The organism is Rhodococcus sp. 14-2483-1-1 (genome assembly GCF_002259335.1).
GTDB lineage: Bacteria > Actinomycetota > Actinomycetes > Mycobacteriales > Mycobacteriaceae > Rhodococcoides.
This window is the reverse complement of record NZ_NPFX01000022.1, coordinates 339,119-358,679: the sequence shown is the minus strand read 5'-3', so window position 1 is coordinate 358,679 and position 19,561 is coordinate 339,119. Positions and strand designations below refer to the sequence as shown.

Here is a 19,561-nt window from a genome sequence, read left to right as displayed (position 1 = left end):
GCAGGGCTTAAGGTTGCGTCGGGGAGGCGCACGGGGCGCTGACGAGAGGTGGGGTCGGGGACATGAAGAGAAGGCAGCTTTTTCGCCGAGTGACAACAGGTGTGGCAGTGCTGGTGGGGGCAAGGCTGGTTGCGCCTGCCACCGCCGACGCCCTGCCCGGCGCCGGCTCGGCGCAGCCTGCCGGGCCTGCCTTTCCGTTGGATCGCCTGCTGCAGATCGTGTCTCTGTCGCACGTCAACGATCCAGCTCTCACTCCGATCTTTCCCGGCGATCCGGAGTTCACTCTCGAGACGGCGTTCACTGTCGCCGAGGACGGGTTCTACCTCCAGTACGTCAAGGAAGGGGAGCACACCGGAACCCATTGGGGAGCTCCCGCGCATTTTCAGGAGGGTGGACTGACCGCCGACCAACTCGATCCGCAAGACCTGTTTCTGCCCGCGGTGAAGATCGATATCCGCGAGCAGGCGGCGGCCGATGCAGATTACGCCGTCACGGTCGCAGATCTGCAGAGCTGGGAGGCCATGCATGGACCAATTCCGGCGGGGGCGGCCGTCATTGCGTGGACCGGATGGTCGTCGCGTTGGGGCACCGACGCTTACGCCAACGCAGACGCGGACGGTGTGACACACCAACCCGGTTTCTCTGCGGAGGCGGCTCAGTGGCTGATCGACACGGGCAAGCTCGCAGATCGAGGCGCGCTCGGCACGGATACCTTCGGGCCCGATCTGGGCAACGACGAGACCTACCCGGTGTCGGTCAAGCTCTACGACAGGCGTCGGATCAGTTTGGAGAACCTGACCAATTTGGAGTCCATCCCGGCCACAGGTGCCTACGTTCTTGTCGGCGGTCCCATCAATCGTGCCGGATCTGGTTCTCCTGCAACCATTTTCGGTTTGGTGCCCAGGTTGTCCTGATCGATGTCCATCGGTACTCGGCTGAGCGTGCCCACGGCGTCGTAGCCGTAGACCCCGGCTTTCCCCTCGCGTTTGGCCCGATACATCGCGCGATCGGCGAGCCGCATCAGCTCGTCCTCGTCGACACCGGTGGTTCGTGGTGCGGTGTCGTCGGGGTCGACGCCGGTTGTGCGGCCTATCTGCACGACACCGACGCACGCGCCGACCGAGACCGGATGCCCGTCGATTTCATGGGGAGTGCGCATAGCTTCGGCGATGCGCACCGCTGTGGTGCGCCCGGTGTCGAGGTCGGCGTGGACCAAGGCGGTGAACTCGTCGCCGCCGAAACGCGCCACCACTCCCTCGACCACGCATCTGTCGAGTCGGCGTGCAAGTTCGATCAACAGTTCGTCGCCGCCGCCGTGCCCGAATCGGTCGTTGACACTCTTGAAGTTGTCCAGGTCGATCAGCAGCAGGATTGCGCTATTCCGGCCCGCTCGGGCGTCGTTCACCGCCGCGCGCAGGTGTCCGTCGAACGACGATCGATTGAGTAGTCCGGTCAGTCCGTCGTGGTGCGCGCGGTAGGTCAGCTCGTCCCGAGCCAGGGTCAAGCTACGGAGCAGGTTGTCGTTCTGTATCAAGGTGATCATCTGTCGGACGAGCGAGAGCAGCACCACCGCAACCCCGAGCACGATGACCGTCGAGTCGAGGGTGCCGGTCAGCACACGCAGAACCGCCAGCACGATGCCGATGGCACCCATCAGTGCGTAGGGCAGCAGCATCTGCGTTCGTTCACCGGCGATGCTGTCCGTGCCGGCAAACGCAGTGGGTTCCTGGCCGTACGTCGAAGGGTTGTACGTCGAAGGGCCGTGTGTCGAGGGGCTGTACGTCGAAGGGCCGTTGTCGACGGTTCTCGGTGTGGCGGCCGCGAGCGCGATGAGCGCGGTGCCGGCGATGAATCCGCCGTCCGTCAGGACGGGCATGAACTCAGCCCCGATTGCGACCAGGTACGCGTAGATGCTGTCCGAGATCGCCAGCATCAGGATCCCTGCCCCGAGCAGGGTGAGCTGTGACCTGTACCGAGCCGCGATGGTCGGAATCGCGATGAGCAGCACGATCATGGCGACGAGAACCAGGTCGGTGATGGGGTACATGACGGCCACGAGGAACTCGATGGGTTCGGACTCCGACGAGTGCACGACCGCACCGAGCACGGTGGCCCATGACAGAACGAAGAGTGATCCCACGACGACTGCACCGTCGAGCAGCGACATCAGCCAGACGTGGCGGGCACCTGCGGCCGCTCGTCGGGGCGACACTCCCACGAAGGCGAACAAAGCGGGAACGGCGAAGACGGGGAAGAGGAAGAATCCGACGTCTGCGACCGATGCGGTCGGCAGCGGCATGTCGAGCACGGATCGGTAGAAGGCCCATACCGCCATGCCTGCGCTCCAGCACGCCATTCCCGCGGCCATCAACACACGCCACTGGCGTTCGGAACCCGTCCGACTCCTGGCGGTCCGCCCGCAGACGACCGTCGCGGCGATTCCGCCTGCGAGCTGTGCGACGTCGTCGATCAGCACCGAGGTGCGTTGGCCGAGAACGCCGGATCCGACCAGGAGGACGACGGCGAGAACGCAGCCGAGCACGACGACAACCCGTCGCCCCGCTGATCCGGCCATGCGGCCCCCCTCGTTCGTGAGCGAGCGCCGCCCCGCCGGTCGCTGTGATCGGTGGCTCGGACCGGCCGATTCATCGTACCGAGAGGTGGCTGTTGTCCATGGGCTCATCGGAGCCGAAAAGAAGGAATCGACCTCGGGATCTTGCGGAAACTGTATTGCCGATATATCGTCGAAATGTCAATCGATACAGAGGAGAACGACATGAACTACGCATTCGAAGGATTCGCACACGAATTCGGACGCCGCGGAGGCCCCCGGATGGGGCCGTTCGCAGGCAGTGGAGGCGGACGCGCGCACATGCGCGGTGCACCGTTTCAGATGTGGGTTGCCCAGGCCGACGATGACGTCCCGGTGGACGAGGGCGGTCATCGAGAGCGAGGGCGCGGAAAGAGAGGGCACGGTGAACGCGGCAGGCGCGGTGCAGGAGGTGGGTTCGGACGCGGTCGCGAGGGCATGCGGCCCGGTTTCGGTCCCGGCGGTTTCGGGGCAGGTGGCTTCGGACCGAATGCAGATTTCGGCCGAGGTCGGGGCCGGGGAGGGCGAGGTCGACGCGGAGATGTGCGTGCGGCAATCCTGCTGCTGCTCGAGGAGCGTCCGATGCACGGATACGAGCTCATCCAGCAGATCGCCGACAAGAGCAACGGCACCTGGAAGCCGAGCCCCGGCTCGATCTATCCGGCTCTGTCTCAGCTCGAGGACGAGGGCCTGGTTCTCATCGACAAGGTGGCCGGACGCAAGACGGCAGCTCTCACCGATGAGGGGAGATCGCACATCGAGCAGCATCGCGAGGACCTGGGCAGTCCGTGGGACGACGTCGCCGATTCGGTCGGTTTCGACGCACGGGATCTGCGCGCGCTCATCGGACAGTTGATGGGTGCGGCCGGCCAGGTGGCCGGTGTCGGCACGTCCCGACAGGTCGAACAGGCCGCCGACATCCTCGTCGAGGCGCGGAAGTCCATGTACCGCATCCTCGCGGAGGACGGGCCGAACGACGCCCAGCCCGACGAGACGGTCGACGCTCCCGACGCGACATGACCGCTGGGTGCGGAATCGTCCGCAGCTCCAGGCACTCCCTAGGATGGACACCCGAGATCGTTTCGTCCATCCCAGGGAGTTGCCTACAGTGCGCGTCGTCTTTGCCGGAACACCGGACCCCGCAGTCCCATCGCTGCGGAGGTTGCTGGAGTCCGAACGCCACGAGGTGATCGCCGTGGTGACCCGGCCCGACGCCGCATCCGGTCGAGGGCGAAAGACTGTTCGCTCCCCGGTCGGCCTGCTGGCCGACGAACACGGCATTCCGGTGTTCACGCCCGCGAAGCCGTCGGACCCGGATTTCGTCTCGCAGCTGATCGACCTCGCACCCGATGTCTGCCCTGTTGTCGCATACGGCGCGCTACTGCCTCAGCCGGTCCTCGACATTCCTCGCTTCGGCTGGATCAACCTGCACTTCTCGCTGCTGCCCGCATGGCGCGGTGCCGCGCCCGTACAGGCCGCCATCGCCGCAGGCGACGAAATCACCGGGGCTTCCACGTTTCTGCTCGATGCGGGGATGGATACCGGCCCGGTGCTCGGCGTCGTCACCGAGAGAATTCGCTCGACCGACACCACGGGTGACCTGCTCACCAGACTCGCATCGAGCGGAGCCGAGCTGCTGAACGCAACCCTCGACGCGATAGAAGACGGAACCGCAGGCGCCCATCCGCAACCCGACGACGGTGTTTCGTACGCGAGCAAGGTCACCGTCGACGCGGCGCGCATCGACTGGAACCGATCCGCCGCCTACATCGATCGGCACATCAGGTCGGTCACCCCGGCACCGGGGGCATGGACGACGATCGGTGAACTCCGCGTCAAGATCGCCCCGGTACAGCTGGTGCCCGATACGTTGCCTCCCGGCGCGATCGAGGTACGCAAATCCGGTGTGCACATCGGAACAGGCACGACCGCACTCGTTCTCGGAGATATCCAACCCCAGGGCAAGAAGGTCATGAAGGCACTCGACTGGGCGCGCGGCGCTCGGCTGGACGATACGGCGGTAGCGCGATGACAGAACCCGACAGGCCCCGTAAGCGCGAGTCCGGTCAGCCGAGAAAGTTCGTGAAGAAGTCGCCAGGAGCCCGTGGTCCCAAAGGAAACCGGCCTCCGCAGGGCGCGGGGCCCCGCGCAATCGATGCGATCGATCCGGCACGCCGCGCGGCCCGTGACGTACTGAAGGCGGTCCGCGAGCGTGATGCCTACGCCAACCTGGTGCTGCCCGGCTTGCTGCGAGAGCGGAAGCTGGACTCGCGCGATGCCGCGCTGGCCACCGAACTCGCGTACGGCGCGTCCCGCGCACGTGGGGTGCTCGACGCGGTGATCGCCCATGCGGCCGGGCGGCCTGCCGCGGAAATAGACGGGCCTCTGCTCGACATTCTGCGGCTCGGCGCCTACCAGCTGCTCCGGACCCGGGTGGCACCACACGCGGCCGTCGCCACGTCGGTGGATCTGGCCCGGTCCGAATTCGGCACCGGCAAGGCTGGTTTCGTCAATGCGGTGCTGCGGCGTGTGTCCGAACGCACGGCGGCGCAGTGGGTCGACGAGCTGGCGCCACCAGCAGTGTCCGATCCGGTCGGCCACCTCGCCTTCGAGTACGCACATCCCAAGTGGATCGCGCAGGCTTTCGCCGACGCCCTCGGTGCCGATGCCGGTGAACTCGCTGCCGTGCTCGAAGCCGACGACGCACGGCCCTCGGTTCACCTGGTCGCTCGGCCCGGAGAGATCTCGGCCGAAGAACTGGCGCTGATCACCGGGGGAGAGGAAGGACCTTATTCCCCGTACGCCGTGCACCTCGACGGCGGCGATCCCGGCAAGCTCGACGCCGTACGTGACGGGCTGGCCGGAGTTCAGGACGAGGGCAGTCAACTCGTCGGACGGGCACTCACCCTGGCACCACTCGTCGGTGCGGACGGTGGTCGATGGCTGGATCTGTGCGCCGGCCCGGGAGGCAAAGCTGCGCTGCTCGGTGCCATCGCCGAGATCGACGGTGCCACAGTCGATGCCGTCGAGCCGACGCCGCACCGCGCCGATCTGGTGTCCAAGACGACCAAGGACCTTCCGGTGACGGTGCACACCGTCGACGGCAGGCAATCCGGACTCGACGGTGGCTACGACCGCGTGCTCGTGGACGCGCCGTGCACCGGGCTCGGCGCCCTACGTCGTCGGCCCGAGGCGCGCTGGCGGCGACTGCCGTCCGACGTCGCGGCCCTGGTAACGCTGCAGAAAGAGTTGCTGGCAGCGGCGATCGACCTGGTTCGCCCCGGTGGCGTCGTGCTCTATTCGACGTGCTCGCCGCATCTGTCCGAAACGACGGCTGTCGTAGCCGACGCGGTCCGCCGATTCGGCGTCGAGCCGCTCGATACACGCGAACTCGTGCCGGGCGTGCCGAAGCTGGGCGACGGTACGTCCGTGCAACTGTGGCCACACCGACACGGCACCGATGCGATGTTCATGGCGGCGCTACGCAAACCGATGTGACCGGACGGCGGCAGGATCAGCCGCCCGCCAGGAACGTCTCGGCGACGTTCTTCGGGGCGTAGACGAGCCACCCGTCGATCAGCAGTTCCCGTAGTTCGCCGTCGTCGGTGTTGTCGAGATCCACCAGCACCGCGGCGAACCCGTCGAAGTGCGAGATGGTGAAGCACGCCCGCGGATGTGCAGCGAGGATGGCCTCCTTCTCGTGCAGGTCCGCGGTACGAACGGCGAGGATCGGCCCCCGGGGCGGGGTCCGGTCGCCGAACCGTTTCAGGTCGGCCTTGCTGAACGGGCGAATCCACGCGAACACGTTCTTGCCGACCGCCCACGACGAATGCCCGTACCGGACGCCCACGGTGACCCCGGGCAGTTCGGCGATCATCGCCGTTGCGGAGTCGATGGTGGCCATGGGCGCACCATACCGCTCGGCTAGGCTCGTCAATCGTGGTTTCCCCGATGATTGCCCCCTCCATTCTGTCCGCCGATTTCGCACGGCTCGCCGCCGAAGCCGAGGCGGTGTCCGGAGCTGATTGGCTGCACGTCGACGTCATGGACGCGCACTTCGTTCCCAACCTCACCCTCGGGCTTCCGGTCGTGAAGAGTCTGCTGAAAGCGACGAACATCCCCCTCGACTGCCACCTGATGATCGAGGATCCGGCGCGCTGGGCCCCGCCCTACGCCGAGGCCGGGGCGTACAACGTCACCTTTCACGCGGAGGCGACCGACGACCCGTCCGCAGTGGCGCGTGACATCCGCGCAGCGGGCGCAAAAGCCGGCCTGTCGGTCAAGCCCGGCACGCCGATCGAGCCGTACCTCGAGATCTTGCGTGACTTCGACACCCTGCTGGTGATGAGCGTGGAGCCTGGCTTCGGCGGGCAGTCGTTCATGCCCGAGGTGCTCTCGAAGGCGAAAGCTGTTCGCGCACTTGTCGATTCAGGTGATCTGCGACTGGTGGTCGAGATCGACGGCGGAATCAATTCCGACACGATCGAGCAAGCCGCCGAAGCCGGAATCGACTGCTTCGTCGCCGGCTCGGCCGTCTACGACACCGCCGATCCCGCCGCCGCCGTGCGTGACCTTCGCACCCGGGCCGCCCACGCATCGCACCACCTGTCCTGATGGGCAACCCGGGCGCAGTCGCATGAGCGTCGACGGCGGGGCGGTGTCGATCACCGACGCCATGAACCTCGCCATCGAGGCCTCCGAGTCCGCCCGGGGTATCAGTGCTCCGAACCCTGCGGTCGGTGCCGTCATTCTCGATGCCCGCGGAACGGTCGTGGGTGTCGGATCCACGCGTCCACCCGGCGGACCGCATGCCGAGATCGTCGCCCTGGCCGAGGCCGGGGATCGAGCTCGCGGCGGCACTGCGGTGGTGACCCTCGAGCCCTGTGACCACACCGGTCGTACCGGGCCCTGTTCGCAGGCACTGATCGAGGCCGGCATCGCGACGGTCGTGCACGCCGTCGCCGATCCGAACCCGCTCGCATCAGGCGGAGCCGAGACTCTGCGCGGCGCGGGCATTCGCGTCGAGCAGGGGATCGGGGAACGCGAGGTACGGCAGGGTCCGCTGCGGGCATGGCTGCACAAGCAACGCACCGGGCGGCCACACGTGACCTGGAAATATGCCGCGACTCTGGACGGACGCAGCGCCGCCGCGGACGGTACGAGTCAGTGGATCACCGGTCCCGAGGCGCGCGCGCACGTGCACGCCGAGCGGGCCAAGCTCGACGCCATCGTCGTGGGAACCGGGACCGTGCTGGCCGACGACCCGCGGCTGACCGCCCGACGACTCGACGGGTCCCTTGCGCTCCACCAGCCCGTGCGCGTCGTCGTCGGATCGCGGCAGATACCGGCGAACGCCGCGATTCGCGGGTCGGAGGCACCCACGGTGTTTCTCGACACACACGATCCGGCGGCGGTGATCGAGGCTCTCGGCGAACACACCGATGTCCAGATCGAAGGCGGTCCGACGTTGGCCGGAGCATTTCTCGCTGCCGGGCTGATCGACCGCGTCGTGGCATACGTCGCCCCGGCCGTGTTGGGCAGCGGACCTGCGGCGGTGGAGAATGCGGGCATCGGAACAATTGCCGACGCAATTCGGTTCCGCACGGAGACAGTCACCATGATCGGCAACGACATACTGATCGGCGTCGTGCCCGAAGGAGCGAATTAGATGTTCACCGGAATCGTCGAAGAACTGGGCGAGATCGTGGCCAAGGACGAACTGCCCGATGCCGCTCGTTTCACCGTCCGCGGCCCGGTGGTGACCTCCGATGCAGGCCATGGGGACTCCATTGCGGTCAACGGGGTGTGTCTGACCGTCGTGGAGGTACTGCCGGACGGCGGCTTCACCGCCGATGTCATGCAGGAGACGTTGAACCGATCGAGCCTGGGTGCCCTCGAAGTCGGCAGCCGCGTCAACCTCGAACGCGCCGCGGCACTCGGCAGCAGGCTCGGTGGGCACCTCGTCCAGGGCCACGTCGACGGAACCGGAACCGTGGCGGGCCGCTCGCCGTCCGAGAACTGGACCGTCGTGCGCATCACCATGCCTACCTCGGTCGCGCGCTACGTCGTGGAAAAGGGCTCGATCACCGTCGACGGAGTGTCGCTGACCGTGTCCGGATTGGGTGTCGACGACGGTTCGCACTGGTTCGAGATCTCGCTGATACCCACCACCCTCGATCTGACCACGCTCGGCACGGCCGAGGTCGGCTCACCGGTCAACCTCGAAGTCGATGTCATCGCCAAGTACGTGGAGCGGCTGCAGTCGATCGACGCACAGTAAGTACTGTTGAAGTGCACGCAGGTAACGGTGCATCGGAGACATTCCAAGGGTGCTGAGCCAGGCCCGAGACCTATGGAGCGCACTTTCGTGACCAGGTTCGACAGTATCGAGCGCGCAGTTGCGGACATCGCTGCGGGCAAAGCCGTGGTGGTCGTCGACGACGAGGACCGCGAAAACGAAGGCGATCTGATTTTCGCCGCCGAGAAGGCCACCCCGGAGCTGGTTGCCTTCATGGTCCGCTACACCTCCGGCTATCTCTGTGTTCCGCTGTCCGGTGAGGACTGTGACCGACTCGGCCTGCCGCCGATGTTCGCCACCAATCAGGACAAGCACGGAACCGCGTACACGGTCACCGTCGATGCCCGCGAGGGAATCGGAACCGGGATCTCGGCCTCCGACCGCGCAGCCACGATGCGACTGCTCGCCGACCCCGATACCGGAGCCGGCGATTTCACCCGCCCCGGCCATGTCGTACCGCTGCGCGCCAAGGACGGCGGAGTGCTGCGTCGCCCCGGCCACACCGAGGCCGCCGTCGATCTGGCCCGCATGGCCGATCTGCGGCCTGCAGGCGTCATCTGCGAAATCGTCAGCCAGAAGGACGAAGGCGCGATGGCCCAGACCGACGAACTGCGCGTGTTCGCCGACGAGCACGACCTCGCGCTCATCTCGATCGCAGACCTGATCGCATGGCGGCGCAAGCACGAAAAGCACGTCCTCCGCGTCGCTGACGCCCGAATCCCTACCAGCCACGGCACCTTCCGTGCGGTCGGCTACCAGAGCATCTACGACGAGGTCGAACACGTTGCGCTCGTGCGCGGCGACATCGCCGGACCCGACGGTGACGGCAACGACGTCCTCGTTCGTGTGCACTCCGAATGCCTCACCGGTGACGTATTCGGTTCGCTGCGCTGCGACTGCGGACCGCAACTGGACGCCGCTCTCGAAATGGTCGCCGCCGAGGAACGCGGAATCGTCCTGTACATGCGCGGACACGAGGGCCGCGGAATCGGACTGCTGCACAAACTGCAGGCCTATCAGCTCCAGGACGCCGGCTCCGACACGGTCGACGCCAACCTGCAGCTGGGCTTGCCCGCCGACTCCCGCGACTACGGAATCGGTGCTCAGATCCTCGTCGACCTCGGTGTGTCTTCGATGCGTCTGCTCACCAACAATCCGGCCAAGCGAGTCGGGCTCGACGGATACGGCCTGCACGTGACCGAGCGGGTACCGATGCCGTTGCGCGCCAACGCCGAGAACCTCACGTACCTGCGCACCAAACGCGACCGCATGGGCCACGACCTCACCGGTCTCGACGATTTCGAGAACGGAGTCACCTCATGAGCGGCGACGGCGAACCCACCCTCCAGCTCGCCGGTGCGAACGACCTGAAGCTGGCGATCGTGGCGGGCCAGTGGCATCGAACGATTTCCGAGGCGCTGCTCGACGGTGCGTTGCGCAAGGCAGAGTCGGCGGGAGTGCGGGACGTCACGGTCATCCGCGTCGCCGGTGCCATCGAGCTGCCCGTGGTCGCCCAGGCGCTCGCCCGCAACCACGATGCCGTCGTGGCGCTCGGCGTCGTCATCCGCGGCGGTACACCGCATTTCGAGTACGTGTGCGACGCCGTCACGGCCGGTTTGACGCGAGTATCGCTGGACGAGGGCACTCCGGTCACCAACGGGGTGCTCACCACCAACGACGAGCAGCAGGCGCTCGATCGTGCCGGCCTGCCCGGCTCGTTCGAGGACAAGGGCGCTCAGGCCACTGCAGCCGCAATCGACACGGCACTGACTCTGAAGCATCTGCGTCAACCTTGGACGAACCAGGAGTTCACGTGACCGGCGGCGAACCGACCCCGCAGTGGGACATGCAGGTGAAGTCCCGCAAGTCTGCGCGCTACGCCATCGCGGCGGCAGTGTTGCTCGTCGTGGCGCATTCGACCGTCGCCGTCCTGCTCCGGGTGTCTCCGACCGGGGTGTACTTCCGGACCGCCGACCAACTCGCGATGGCGGGAATCGGAGTATTGCTCGGCGGCTTGGCGCTGGTGCTGACCCGCCCGCGAATCCGCGTGGGACCCGCAGGTGTCGCGGTACGTAATCTGCTCTCGGAGCGCCTGATCGAGTGGGATCTGGTGCGCGGACTGTCCTTTCCCGACGGGGCGATGTGGGCGCGCGTCGACATCCCCGACGACGAGTTCATCAACGTGATGGCCATCCAGTCCAACGATCGTGAGCACGCGGTCGCCGCAGTGCGGAAGTTCCGGACACTCGAACGTAAATACGCACCCACCGCATCCGTTCCGACCGACGCGGTCGATCAGGACTGACCTAGCAGGACTGACGTAGCAGGGCATGCACCACACCTGAGCTGCGGATGCGGAGAACGTCGGACCCGACGGCTAACGTGGATGCCGTGTCCGACCCCGCTACCTACCGCCCGGCCACCGGAACCATTCCGGTGGAGCCGGGTGTGTACAAATTTCGAGATCCCCACGGTCGCGTCGTCTACGTGGGTAAGGCCAAAAGCCTCCGCAGTCGGCTCAATTCCTACTTTGCCGACGTCGCCTCGCTGCATCCTCGTACCCGCCAGATGGTCACCACCGCGGCGTCGGTCGAATGGACGGTCGTCACCACCGAGGTAGAGGCACTGCAGCTCGAGTACAACTGGATCAAGGAATTCGATCCGCGATTCAACGTCCGCTACCGCGACGACAAGAGCTATCCGATGCTCGCGGTGACGATGAACGAGGAATACCCACGTCTGTTCGTGTACCGCGGACCCCGCCGCAAGGGCGTGCGCTACTTCGGCCCGTACGCCCATGCGTGGGCGATTCGCGAGACGCTGGACCTGTTGCTCCGGGTGTTCCCCGCGCGCACGTGCTCGACCGGAGTGTTCAAGCGGCACAATCAGATCGGCAGACCCTGCCTGCTGGGGTACATCGACAAATGTTCGGCACCGTGCGTGGGCCGGGTCAGCGCGGAGGAGCACCGCCGCACCGTCGAGGATTTCTGCGACTTTCTGGCCGGTAAGACCGACAAGCTCGTGCGGCAGCTCGAGAAGAAGATGCAGGCGGCATCCGAGGACTTGGACTTCGAGACCGCAGCGCGCCTGCGCGACGACGTCGGCGCACTGCGTCGAGCATTGGAGAAGCAGGCGGTGGTGCTCGGCGACGGTACCGACGCCGACCTCGTCGCGTTCGCCACCGATGCCCTCGAAGCTGCCGTCCAGGTGTTCCACGTTCGCGGGGGCCGGGTTCGCGGACAGCGCGGCTGGGTGGTGGAGAAGGCAGGCGAAGTGATCGAGCGGCAGGACGAGGCAGATCTGCCCGCACTGGTCGAGCAGTTTCTCACCCAGTTCTACGGCGAGCAGGCCGCGCTGACTGCGCAGGCGCCGGGTGGCGACGACGGCGGTTCCAATGCAGTTCCGCGCGAAGTGCTGGTGCCCGTTCTGCCGGACAACGCCGACGAGGTCCAGACGTGGCTCAGCGAGCTTCGGGGGTCCAACGTGACCCTGCGCGTTCCTCAGCGCGGCGACAAGAAGGCGTTGGCCGAGACCGTCGAGCGCAACGCCAAGGAGGCCCTGCAGCAACACAAGCTGAAGCGAGCGGGAGATTTCACATCGAGATCTGCTGCGCTGCAGGGGATTCAGGAAGCTCTCGATCTCGATTCGGCACCGCTGCGCATCGAGTGCATCGACATCTCCCATGTACAGGGAACCGATGTGGTGGCATCTCTCGTCGTCTTCGAGGACGGGCTGCCTCGCAAGAGCGACTACCGCCACTACGCGATCAAGGAAGCGGCCGGTGACGGACACTCCGATGACGTCGCCAGCATTGCCGAGGTGACTAGGCGTCGATTCCTCCGACACTCCGCCGATGGGTCGACCGAAGCGAGCGGAGGCGATCTGGCTCCGGAAGCCGCGCTCGATCCCCAGACCGGCAGACCTCGAAAGTTCGCCTACCCACCGAACCTGTTCGTCGTGGACGGCGGTGCCCCTCAGGTGGCCGCAGCCGCAGCTGTGCTGGACGAATTGGGCGTGACCGATGTGGCGGTGGTCGGTCTCGCCAAGCGACTCGAAGAGGTGTGGGTGCCGGGCGAGGAGGATCCGGTCATCCTGCCGCGAACGAGCGAGTCCCTCTATCTGCTGCAGCGAGTTCGCGACGAGGCGCACCGATTCGCGATCACGTTCCACCGCAGCAAGCGGTCCCGTCGGATGACGGCCTCGGCACTGGATTCGGTCCGTGGACTCGGTGAATCGCGGCGAACGGCCCTGGTCGCACACTTCGGTTCGGTAGCCAATCTCAAGCGCGCGACGGTCGCGGAGATCGTCGAGGTGCCGGGAATCGGTGAGACCACCGCGAAGTCGGTGCTGGCGGCGCTCGGTTCGGACACGGACGACGCCGATGTAGGCGATGATGGCAACGCAACTGCAACGACATCGGGCGAGAACACGACGGAACATGCGATTGCGCCGCGCGTGGAATCGGCGGGACAGGCTTCGTAGTGAGCGAACACCAGACACAGAGACATCCGCCATCCGACGAGCATCTCGAACCGCCTTCCGAGGCGGAATCGCGCCATGACGGGATAGAGGTGGCGTTGGTCACCGGCGTCTCCGGCGCAGGGCTGCGCACCGCAGCCAAAATTCTCGAGGACCTCGGCTGGTACGTCGCGGACAACCTGCCCCCCGAGCTCATCTCGAAGATGGTCGACCTCGGACTCGAGTCTCAGCCCCGCATCGAGCGACTCGCGCTGGTGATGGACGTCCGAAGCCGTCTGTTCACTGGGGATCTGGGCTGGGTTGTCAAAGAGCTCGACTCCAAGGGTGTGCGCAACCGTGTGCTGTTCCTGGACGCGTCCGACGCCGTTCTCATTCGCAGATTCGAGTCCAATCGGCGCAGCCATCCGTTGCAGAACGACGGTCAGGACGGAACGCTGACCGAGGGCATCACTGCGGAACGCCTGCGGCTCGCCCAGGTCAAGGCTGCGGCCGATCTGACGGTCGACACCACGTCGCTGTCGGTGCACCAGCTCAGGCGCAAGATCGAGACGGTGTTCGGTGACGCGAACACCAGCGGCGTCGGCGTCACCGTGCAGTCGTTCGGCTTCAAGTACGGCTTGCCGATGGACGCCGATCTGGTCTGCGACGTCCGCTTTCTGCCCAATCCACATTGGGTGCCCGAGCTCCGCGACCACACGGGACAGGACGCAGACGTACGCGATTACGTCTTGGGACAGGACGGAGCCCGCGACTATCTGCAGACGTACACGCACCTGCTGAATTTGACGATCGAGGGATACGTGCGGGAAGGCAAGAGGTACATGACGGTAGCCGTCGGCTGCACCGGAGGTAAGCATCGAAGTGTTGCGATGACCGAAGCGTTGGCCGGCATTCTCGCCGAGCAGGGTGATGTGTCCGTGCGCGTGCTGCATCGCGATCTGGGTCGCGAATGAGCGAAACCGGCACCGCAACGCAGGAACCGGGCCCGAAGATCGTCGCCCTCGGGGGCGGTCACGGTCTGTACGCCACCCTGTCCGCGGCCAGGCTGCTCGGCCACGACGTCACCGCCATCGTCACAGTCGCCGACGACGGAGGATCGTCGGGGCGTCTGCGGGCCGAGCTCGGCGTCATTCCTCCCGGAGATCTACGTATGGCGCTGGCTGCGCTGGCGCGCTCCGACGAACGAACGCAGCTGTGGACCGATGTGCTGCAGCATCGGTTCGGGGGTACCGGTGCGCTGGCCGGACACTCGGTGGGCAACCTCATCCTCGCCGGACTCACCGAGGTGCTCGGTGACCCCATCGCTGCACTCGACGAGATGGTGCGGATGCTCGGAATCGACGGCCGAGTGCTGCCGATGTCGCCCATCGCACTCGACATCGAAGCGGACGTCTCCGGCCTCGAGGACGACCCCCGAGTCAGCCGCGTCATTCGCGGACAGGTGGCGGTTGCGACGACCCCCGGCAAGGTTCGGCGCGTGCGGTTGCTGCCACCCGACCCGCCTGCCTCGGCAGATGCTCTCGCGGCGATCGACGAGGCCGATCTGGTGGTGCTCGGTCCCGGATCCTGGTTCTCGAGTGTCATTCCACACGTTCTGGTGCCGGATCAGCTGGCCGCCCTGGCACGTACTTCCGCGCCGAAAGTGCTCGTGCTGAACCTGGCACCGGAGCTGGGGGAGACCACCGGATTCTCCGCCGAGCGCCATGTCCACGTACTCTCCCAACACGCACCTGATTTGGGAATCGACTACGTGTTGGTCGATTCCGCCTCGGTCCCGGAGGGCAGCAACCGCGAACACGTAGCGCGGGCAGCGGCCCGGCTCGGTGCCGAGGTCGTTTACGTCGATGTTGCCGAAAACGGCACTCACGCACATCATTACGGAAAGCTTGCTGCAGCTCTCGGCTCCATCGTGACGCCCACCGGCGGCACTGCACCGACTGCTGCAGGCAGAGAGGGGATCACTTCGTGGCCATGACAGCGGAGGTCAAGGACGAGCTGAGCAGGCTCACCGTCAGTCAGGTCAGTTGCCGCAAGGCAGAGGTGTCCGCTCTCCTGCGATTCGCCGGTGGATTGCACATCGTGGCCGGTCGGGTGGTGGTCGAGGCGGAAGTGGATCTCGGGTCCATCGCGAGGCGGCTGCGTCGCGAGATCTTCGAGCTGTACGGCTACTCCTCCGACGTGCACATGCTCGGTGCCGGCGGACTGCGCAAGACCTCGCGTTACGTGGTCCGGGTGGCCAAGGACGGGGAGGCCCTGGCTCGCCAGACCGGACTGCTGGATCTGCGCGGGCGCCCGGTTCGTGGACTGCCCGCCCAGGTGGTCGGTGGCACGGTGGGGGATTCCGAAGCAGCGTGGCGCGGTGCGTTCCTCGCACACGGCTCGCTCACCGAGCCGGGCCGATCCTCGGCGCTCGAGATCAGCTGCCCAGGACCGGAAGCAGCTCTGGCGCTCGTCGGAGCAGCCCGTCGGCTCGGAGTCGCCGCGAAGGCTCGCGAGGTTCGCGGAACCGATCGAGTGGTGGTGCGCGACGGCGAGGCGATCGGAGCGCTTCTCACCCGCATGGGAGCACAGGACACCAGGCTCGTCTGGGAAGAACGTCGAATGCGGCGCGAGGTGCGAGCCACGGCGAACCGACTCGCCAATTTCGACGACGCCAACCTCCGGCGCTCGGCGCGGGCGGCCGTCGCCGCCGCAGCGCGGGTCGAGCGAGCCCTGAACATCCTCGGTGAGGACGTACCGGATCATCTTGCTGCTGCGGGTTCGCTCCGAGTTCAGCATCGCCAGGCTTCCTTGGAAGAACTCGGGCAGTTGGCCGACCCGCCGATGACGAAGGACGCGGTGGCGGGCCGAATCCGACGGCTGCTGTCCATGGCCGACCGCAAGGCGAAGGAAACCGGCATTCCGGACACCGAGTCTGCGGTCACCGCAGAACTGCTCGACGAGGCCTGACCGCCTCCGACGAGTGATGCGCGCGCTCTGCCTGCGCGCACACTAGGGTGGGAACCGCGTGTGGCACCCCGCATGCAGGCATGACCAGACATCTGTTTTCACAACTTTTAGGAGCGAACAGTGACGATCCGGGTAGGCGTCAACGGCTTCGGCCGCATCGGGCGTAACTTCTTCAGGGCTGTCGACGCGCAGAAGGCGCTCGGTACCACCGACATCGAAATCGTTGCTGTCAACGACCTGACCGACAACGCATCGCTCGCACACCTGCTCAAGTACGACTCGATCCTGGGCCGCTTGCCGCACGATGTCTCGCTCGAGGGCGAGGACACCATCGTCGTCGGCGGACAGAAGATCAAGGCGCTGTCGCTGCGCGAGGGCCCGTCCGCACTTCCGTGGGGTGACCTGGGCGTCGACGTCGTCGTCGAATCGACCGGCATCTTCACCGACGCTGCGAAGGCACAGGGCCACATCGACGCCGGTGCCAAGAAGGTCATCATCTCCGCGCCCGCCAAGGGCGAGGACATCACCATCGTGATGGGCGTCAACGACGACAAGTACGACGGCAGCCAGAACATCATCTCCAACGCGTCGTGCACCACCAACTGCCTCGGCCCCATCGCCAAGGTTCTCGACGACGAGTTCGGCATCGTCTCGGGCCTGATGACCACGATCCACGCGTACACGCAGGATCAGAACCTGCAGGACGGCCCGCACAGCGACCTGCGTCGCGCTCGCGCTGCAGCGCTGAACGTCGTCCCCACCGGTACCGGTGCAGCCAAGGCCATCGGCCTGGTTCTCCCGCAGCTGCTCGGCAAGCTCGACGGCTACGCACTTCGGGTGCCGATCCCCACCGGCTCGGTCACCGACCTGACCGCTCTGCTGAAGAAGAAGGCCAGCGCGGACGACATCAACGCCGCGATGAAGGCAGCTGCCGAAGGCCCGCTGAAGGGCATCCTGAAGTACAACACCGATCCGATCGTGTCCTCGGACATCGTCACCGACCCGCACTCGTCGATCTTCGACGCGCCGCTGACGAAGGTCATCGACGACCAGGTCAAGATCGTCTCCTGGTACGACAACGAGTGGGGCTACTCCAACCGCCTCGCCGACCTCATCGGTCTCGTCGGCAAGTCCCTCTGACACCGATGGCTGTCAAGACACTGCAGGATCTGCTCGATGCCGGTGTCGAAGGCCGTGGCGTCCTCGTGCGATCGGACTTCAACGTCCCGCTCGAGGACGGCACGATCACCGATCCCGGCCGTATCCAGGCGTCGATCCCGACTCTTCGAGCACTGGTCGAGGCGGGTGCCAAGGTCATCGTCACCGCCCACCTCGGTCGTCCCGACGGCAAGCCCGACGCGAAGTACAGCCTGGCTCCGGTCGCAGCGAAGCTCGGCGAGCTGCTCGGACGCCACGTTCAGCTCGCAGGCGACGTGGTGGGTCAGGACGCCGAGGCTCGCGCCGAGGGCCTCACCGACGGCGACGTGCTGCTGCTCGAGAACATTCGCTTCGATCCGCGCGAGACCAGCAAGGACGAGTCCGAGCGAGCTGCTCTGGCTCGTGAGCTCGTCGCGCTGGCCGGCGACGACGCGGCATTCGTCTCCGACGGATTCGGCGTCGTGCACCGCAAGCAGGCGTCGGTCTACGACGTGGCGCAGTTGCTGCCGCATTACGCGGGCACCCTCGTTGCTGCCGAGGTCGAGGTGCTGGCCAAGCTCACCGAGGATGCGGCACGTCCGTACGCGGTGGTGCTCGGCGGCTCCAAGGTCTCGGACAAGCTCGGCGTCATCGAGGCGTTGGCTCCCAAGGTCGACACCCTGGTGATCGGCGGCGGCATGGCCTTCACCTTCCTTGCGGCACAGGGTTATTCGGTCGGAAACTCGCTTCTTCAGGAGGATCAGATCGGAGTCTGCAAGGATTTGCTCGAGCGCTTCGGTGACGTGATCCACCTCCCTGTCGACATCGTCGTGGGAGACAAGTTCGCGGCGGATGCCGAGGCGAAGACCGTGAAGGCCTCCGAGATTCCGGATGGCTGGATGGGTCTGGACATCGGTCCGGACTCGGTCAGTCGTTTTGCGGTCGTGCTCTCGAACGCCAAGACCGTCTTCTGGAACGGACCGGCCGGCGTGTTCGAGTTCGACAAGTTCTCGGCCGGCACCAAGGGCATTGCGGAAGCGATCATCGGAGCCACCGAGAAGGGCGCGTTCAGCGTGGTCGGCGGCGGCGACTCCGCGGCGGCCGTGCGCACCCTCGGGTTGCCCGACGACGGCTTCTCGCACATCTCCACCGGAGGCGGTGCATCCCTCGAGTACCTCGAAGGCAAGCAGCTCCCCGGTCTATCGGTCCTGGAGGCATGACGCATGGCACGTAAGCCGCTCATCGCGGGCAACTGGAAGATGAACCTCAACCACCTCGAAGCCATTTCGCTGGTGCAGAAGATCGCTTTCTCGTTGCCCGAGAAGTACTTCGACAAGGTCGACGTGACGGTGATCCCTCCGTTCACCGACATTCGTAGTGTGCAGACACTGGTCGAGGGCGACAAGCTGCTGCTCACCTACGGTGCGCAAGACGTGTCGTCCGAGGACAAGGGAGCGTTCACCGGCGAGATCAGCGGTTCGATGCTGGCCAAGTTGGGATGCACCTTCGTCGTGGTGGGTCACTCCGAACGGCGCACTCTGCACAGCGAGGACGACGCCGTCGTGCTGGCCAAGACGAAGGCGGCGCTGAAGAACGGCCTCACGCCGATCGTCTGCATCGGTGAGGGGCTGAACATCCGCGAGGCCGGCGAGCACGTGGCCTACAACGTGGCCCAGTTGCGTGGTTCGCTCAGCGGCCTGTCGGCCGACGACATCTCCAAGGTCGTCATCGCCTACGAACCGGTGTGGGCGATCGGCACCGGTCGGGTCGCGTCGGCATCGGACGCCCAGGAAGTGTGCGGGGCGATTCGCGAGGAACTGAAGGCGCTGTCCTCGGATGAGGTCGCGGCGGGTGTGCGGGTGCTGTACGGCGGCTCGGTCAACGCCAAGAACGTCGGCGAGATCGTCGGCCAGCCCGATGTCGACGGTGCCCTGGTCGGGGGAGCGTCGCTCAAGGCGGACGAATTCGCCACGCTGTCGGCTATCGCCGCAGGTGGACCCCTGCCCTGATCGGTCGTCGGCAACGCCGACCGAACGATTTTCGGACACCTCGCTTCGGCGGGGTGTCCGAAGCCGTTCGTGGGGCCAGGTAGGCTGCTGGAGGCATCG

The 19,561-nt window shown here is 66.1% G+C and carries 19 protein-coding genes; 17 read left to right on the top strand and 2 right to left on the bottom strand.

Annotation, left to right across the window (positions count from 1 at the left end; all coding sequences use genetic code 11):
* The first annotated feature begins 62 nt into the window (after nt 1-62).
* Nucleotides 63-914 carry a cyclase family protein gene (locus CH294_RS22565; protein ID WP_094739105.1) on the top strand — a complete coding sequence of 284 codons (852 nt, stop codon included), beginning with the start codon at nt 63-65 and terminating at the stop codon, nt 912-914.
* Here CH294_RS22565 and CH294_RS22560 read toward each other — a convergent pair.
* Entirely contained in the window at nt 830-2,575 is a 1,746-nt protein-coding gene (locus CH294_RS22560; protein WP_094739104.1) for a GGDEF domain-containing protein, read from the bottom strand. The genes CH294_RS22565 and CH294_RS22560 overlap by 85 nt on opposite strands.
* Nucleotides 2,576-2,872: 297 nt before the next feature.
* Between CH294_RS22560 and CH294_RS22555 the strand changes: the two genes are divergently transcribed.
* The 3 genes from CH294_RS22555 to CH294_RS22545 all read left to right on the top strand — a co-directional run bounded on the left by CH294_RS22555 (nt 2,873) and on the right by CH294_RS22545 (nt 6,088).
* Nucleotides 2,873-3,610: a PadR family transcriptional regulator gene (locus CH294_RS22555; RefSeq protein WP_032403660.1), complete on the top strand. Its 738-nt coding sequence runs from the start codon at nt 2,873-2,875 to the stop codon at nt 3,608-3,610.
* 88 nt (nt 3,611-3,698) lie between these two features.
* Nucleotides 3,699-4,622 carry a methionyl-tRNA formyltransferase gene (gene fmt / locus CH294_RS22550; RefSeq protein ID WP_094739103.1) on the top strand — a complete coding sequence of 308 codons (924 nt, stop codon included), beginning with the start codon at nt 3,699-3,701 and terminating at the stop codon, nt 4,620-4,622.
* Nucleotides 4,619-6,088: a transcription antitermination factor NusB gene (locus CH294_RS22545; protein WP_094739102.1), complete on the top strand. Its 1,470-nt coding sequence runs from the start codon at nt 4,619-4,621 to the stop codon at nt 6,086-6,088. Before fmt ends, CH294_RS22545 begins: the two co-directional genes overlap by 4 nt.
* Nucleotides 6,089-6,104: 16 nt before the next feature.
* On the opposite strand, the gene CH294_RS22540 is transcribed toward CH294_RS22545, so the two are convergent.
* Nucleotides 6,105-6,494, bottom strand: a complete 390-nt coding sequence (locus tag CH294_RS22540; RefSeq protein ID WP_032403364.1) for an MmcQ/YjbR family DNA-binding protein — start codon at nt 6,492-6,494, stop codon at nt 6,105-6,107.
* A gap of 35 nt (nt 6,495-6,529) precedes the next feature.
* Between CH294_RS22540 and rpe the strand changes: the two genes are divergently transcribed.
* The 13 genes from rpe to tpiA all read left to right on the top strand — a co-directional run bounded on the left by rpe (nt 6,530) and on the right by tpiA (nt 19,462).
* Entirely contained in the window at nt 6,530-7,204 is a 675-nt protein-coding gene (gene rpe / locus CH294_RS22535) for a ribulose-phosphate 3-epimerase (protein ID WP_032377816.1), read from the top strand.
* Nucleotides 7,205-7,226: 22 nt separating this feature from the next.
* Nucleotides 7,227-8,258, top strand: coding sequence for a bifunctional diaminohydroxyphosphoribosylaminopyrimidine deaminase/5-amino-6-(5-phosphoribosylamino)uracil reductase RibD (gene ribD, locus CH294_RS22530; RefSeq protein ID WP_094739101.1), 1,032 nt, complete (start codon nt 7,227-7,229; stop codon nt 8,256-8,258).
* Complete coding sequence (locus CH294_RS22525) at nt 8,259-8,870, top strand: riboflavin synthase (RefSeq protein WP_094739100.1); 612 nt, start codon at nt 8,259-8,261, stop codon at nt 8,868-8,870. It begins immediately after the preceding gene.
* A gap of 87 nt (nt 8,871-8,957) precedes the next feature.
* Nucleotides 8,958-10,211, top strand: a complete 1,254-nt coding sequence (locus CH294_RS22520; protein ID WP_032378466.1) for a bifunctional 3,4-dihydroxy-2-butanone-4-phosphate synthase/GTP cyclohydrolase II — start codon at nt 8,958-8,960, stop codon at nt 10,209-10,211.
* Nucleotides 10,208-10,705, top strand: a complete 498-nt coding sequence (gene ribH / locus CH294_RS22515; protein WP_032377819.1) for a 6,7-dimethyl-8-ribityllumazine synthase — start codon at nt 10,208-10,210, stop codon at nt 10,703-10,705. Before CH294_RS22520 ends, ribH begins: the two co-directional genes overlap by 4 nt.
* A gap of 29 nt (nt 10,706-10,734) precedes the next feature.
* A complete protein-coding gene (locus CH294_RS22510) occupies nt 10,735-11,193 on the top strand; it encodes a PH domain-containing protein (RefSeq protein ID WP_094739189.1) in 459 nt (152 codons plus the stop codon).
* Nucleotides 11,194-11,279: 86 nt separating this feature from the next.
* Entirely contained in the window at nt 11,280-13,370 is a 2,091-nt protein-coding gene (gene uvrC / locus CH294_RS22505; RefSeq protein ID WP_032403662.1) for an excinuclease ABC subunit UvrC, read from the top strand.
* An 83-nt stretch (nt 13,371-13,453) separates the two neighbouring features.
* Nucleotides 13,454-14,320 carry an RNase adapter RapZ gene (gene rapZ, locus CH294_RS22500; RefSeq protein WP_032378468.1) on the top strand — a complete coding sequence of 289 codons (867 nt, stop codon included), beginning with the start codon at nt 13,454-13,456 and terminating at the stop codon, nt 14,318-14,320.
* Nucleotides 14,317-15,342 carry a uridine diphosphate-N-acetylglucosamine-binding protein YvcK gene (gene yvcK, locus CH294_RS22495; RefSeq protein WP_032403367.1) on the top strand — a complete coding sequence of 342 codons (1,026 nt, stop codon included), beginning with the start codon at nt 14,317-14,319 and terminating at the stop codon, nt 15,340-15,342. The genes rapZ and yvcK overlap by 4 nt, the downstream gene beginning before the upstream one ends.
* Nucleotides 15,333-16,316 carry a DNA-binding protein WhiA gene (whiA, locus tag CH294_RS22490; protein WP_032377822.1) on the top strand — a complete coding sequence of 328 codons (984 nt, stop codon included), beginning with the start codon at nt 15,333-15,335 and terminating at the stop codon, nt 16,314-16,316. Before yvcK ends, whiA begins: the two co-directional genes overlap by 10 nt.
* Nucleotides 16,317-16,436: 120 nt before the next feature.
* Complete coding sequence (gap, locus tag CH294_RS22485; protein ID WP_032365753.1) at nt 16,437-17,456, top strand: type I glyceraldehyde-3-phosphate dehydrogenase; 1,020 nt, start codon at nt 16,437-16,439, stop codon at nt 17,454-17,456.
* A gap of 5 nt (nt 17,457-17,461) precedes the next feature.
* Complete coding sequence (locus CH294_RS22480) at nt 17,462-18,673, top strand: phosphoglycerate kinase (protein ID WP_032377823.1); 1,212 nt, start codon at nt 17,462-17,464, stop codon at nt 18,671-18,673.
* Between the two features lie 3 nt (nt 18,674-18,676).
* Nucleotides 18,677-19,462: a triose-phosphate isomerase gene (gene tpiA / locus CH294_RS22475; protein WP_032403368.1), complete on the top strand. Its 786-nt coding sequence runs from the start codon at nt 18,677-18,679 to the stop codon at nt 19,460-19,462.
* Nucleotides 19,463-19,561 lie beyond the last annotated feature (99 nt).

Coding starts and splice junctions, on each gene's coding strand:
- yvcK (WP_032403367.1), top strand. CDS start 14,317: ATGAGCGAAACCGGCACCGCAACGCAGGAACCGGGCCCGAAGATCGTC.
- CH294_RS22565 (WP_094739105.1), top strand. CDS start 63: ATGAAGAGAAGGCAGCTTTTTCGCCGAGTGACAACAGGTGTGGCAGTG.
- CH294_RS22510 (WP_094739189.1), top strand. CDS start 10,735: ATGCAGGTGAAGTCCCGCAAGTCTGCGCGCTACGCCATCGCGGCGGCA.
- CH294_RS22555 (WP_032403660.1), top strand. CDS start 2,873: ATGCGCGGTGCACCGTTTCAGATGTGGGTTGCCCAGGCCGACGATGAC.
- ribH (WP_032377819.1), top strand. CDS start 10,208: ATGAGCGGCGACGGCGAACCCACCCTCCAGCTCGCCGGTGCGAACGAC.
- CH294_RS22560 (WP_094739104.1), bottom strand. CDS start 2,575: ATGGCCGGATCAGCGGGGCGACGGGTTGTCGTCGTGCTCGGCTGCGTT.
- tpiA (WP_032403368.1), top strand. CDS start 18,677: ATGGCACGTAAGCCGCTCATCGCGGGCAACTGGAAGATGAACCTCAAC.
- CH294_RS22545 (WP_094739102.1), top strand. CDS start 4,619: ATGACAGAACCCGACAGGCCCCGTAAGCGCGAGTCCGGTCAGCCGAGA.
- CH294_RS22540 (WP_032403364.1), bottom strand. CDS start 6,494: ATGGCCACCATCGACTCCGCAACGGCGATGATCGCCGAACTGCCCGGG.
- ribD (WP_094739101.1), top strand. CDS start 7,227: ATGAGCGTCGACGGCGGGGCGGTGTCGATCACCGACGCCATGAACCTC.
- CH294_RS22525 (WP_094739100.1), top strand. CDS start 8,259: ATGTTCACCGGAATCGTCGAAGAACTGGGCGAGATCGTGGCCAAGGAC.
- CH294_RS22480 (WP_032377823.1), top strand. CDS start 17,462: ATGGCTGTCAAGACACTGCAGGATCTGCTCGATGCCGGTGTCGAAGGC.